At 66.4% G+C, this 1581-nt stretch carries 3 protein-coding genes; 1 reads left to right on the top strand and 2 read right to left on the bottom strand.

Translation table 11 applies throughout. The annotated features are described in order from the left end of the window. On the top strand, positions 1-413 hold a 413-nt coding region (locus tag AB0I77_RS53460; RefSeq protein ID WP_363290315.1), incomplete at its 5' end, for an MFS transporter. Between the two features lie 24 nt (positions 414-437). Here AB0I77_RS53460 and AB0I77_RS53455 read toward each other — a convergent pair. Beyond that, positions 438-1358 (bottom strand): IS3 family transposase, encoded by a 921-nt coding sequence (locus tag AB0I77_RS53455; RefSeq protein ID WP_363290316.1) that lies wholly within the window; start codon positions 1356-1358, stop codon positions 438-440. Between the two features lie 5 nt (positions 1359-1363). Further along, on the bottom strand, positions 1364-1581 hold a 218-nt coding region (locus AB0I77_RS53450; protein ID WP_363290314.1), incomplete at its 5' end, for a transposase.

Raw genomic sequence — 1581 nt, 5'->3', positions numbered from 1 at the left:
CCGTGTTCACGATCGCCTTTCTCATCGGGGGCCTGCCGCGCTTCGTGGTGGCCGCCTTCACCGACACCTTCACCCCGCTGGCCGTGATCATGGCGGCGGAGGGTCTCGCCTTCGGTGTACTCAACCCCATCATGGCCACCGTGACGTATGAGACGGTGCCGGAGGACCTGCGCAGCCGCGTGCTGAGCGCGACAACGGCCTCGGTGCAGCTGGTCACTCCGCTGGGCGGACTGGCCGCGGGCTTCCTCGTGGATTCGGTCGGCTTGTCTTCCACGCTGCTGGCGGCCGGCGGTGTGTATCTGCTCGCCACGCTGTGCCCGGTGATCTTCCCGGCCTGGAGAAGGATGGACAGTACCGGTTCTCCCCACGACAGGGCGGAGGACCCGCTGCCGCAGGGTTCAGGGGCGAAATGAACCGTTCCGGGTTTGATCGAGACTCTAGGTCGTGACTGTGACCTGGGGTTTCGTGGTTGCGCGGTAGTGATTGGTCTCGTATTCGACGGGTGGGATGTGCCCGATCTCACCGTGTAGTCGGCGGTGGCAGTACCAGTCGACCCACTCGGCGGTGGCCAGCTCGACCTCGGAGAGTGTCTTCCAGGGGCGGCGGGGTTTGATCAACTCGGTCTTGAACAGGCCGATCGTGGACTCCATCAGGGCGTTGTCGTACGCGTCACCGACCGATCCGATCGACGCGGCGATTCCTGCCCGGTCGAGGTGCTCGGCGAGCGCGAACGACGTGTACTGCGAACCGGCATCGGAATGATGTATCAACTCGCCCGGCTGGTAGGGGTGTTGGTCCCGGGCGCGCTGCCACAGGGCCATCTCCAGGGCGTCCAGGACGAGCCTTGTCTCCTTCGAAGTGGCCGCTGACCAGCCGACGATACGGCGGGAGAAGGTGTCCACGACGAAGGCGACGTAGACGACGCCGGCGAACGTGGCGACGTGGGTGAAGTCGGCGACCCAGCAGCGGTTCGGCGCCGGGGCGACGAAGTCGCGGTCTATGAGATCCGGGGCCCGTTCGGCGCTCGCGTCGGGGATCGTGGTGATCACCCGCTTGCCGCGGACCGCGCCGGTGATCCCGAGCTCGCGCATGAGGCGTTCAACGGTGCAGCGGGCCACGGTGTGGTCGTGCCTGTTCAGGTGTCGCCAAATCTTCCGCGCGCCATAGACACGGTAGTTGGCCTCGTACGCCTCTGTGATGAGGGTCTTCAGCTCGGCGTCGCGGACGGTGCGGGCTGCGGGTGCGGCCTGGCGTTTGTGGTGGGCGTAGTAGGTGGACGGTGCGATCTTGCAGTCGTGGTCGGTGAGGACCCGGCAGATCGGCTCGACGCCGCCGAAGCGGTCCTTGTGCTCGTCGATGAACGCTACGAGCGTGTGTGTGGCCGGTCGAGCTCGGCCGCGAAGAAAGACGCCGCAGCCTTCAGGATGTCGTTCGCCCGCTTCAGCTCGGCATTCTCCTTCTTCAGCCGCTTCAGCTCGGCCGACTCCTCCGTCGTCGTGCCCGGACGGGCGCCGGCGTCGATCTGGTCCTGCCGGACCCACTTGCGCAAGGTCTCGGTCGTGCCGATGCCCAGTTTCTGGG

It is taken from the genome of Streptomyces sp. NPDC050619, from assembly GCF_040654815.1.
Classification (GTDB): domain Bacteria; phylum Actinomycetota; class Actinomycetes; order Streptomycetales; family Streptomycetaceae; genus Streptomyces.
Note: the sequence above shows the minus strand (reverse complement) of the source record. Positions and strands in the feature narration are given on the sequence as shown.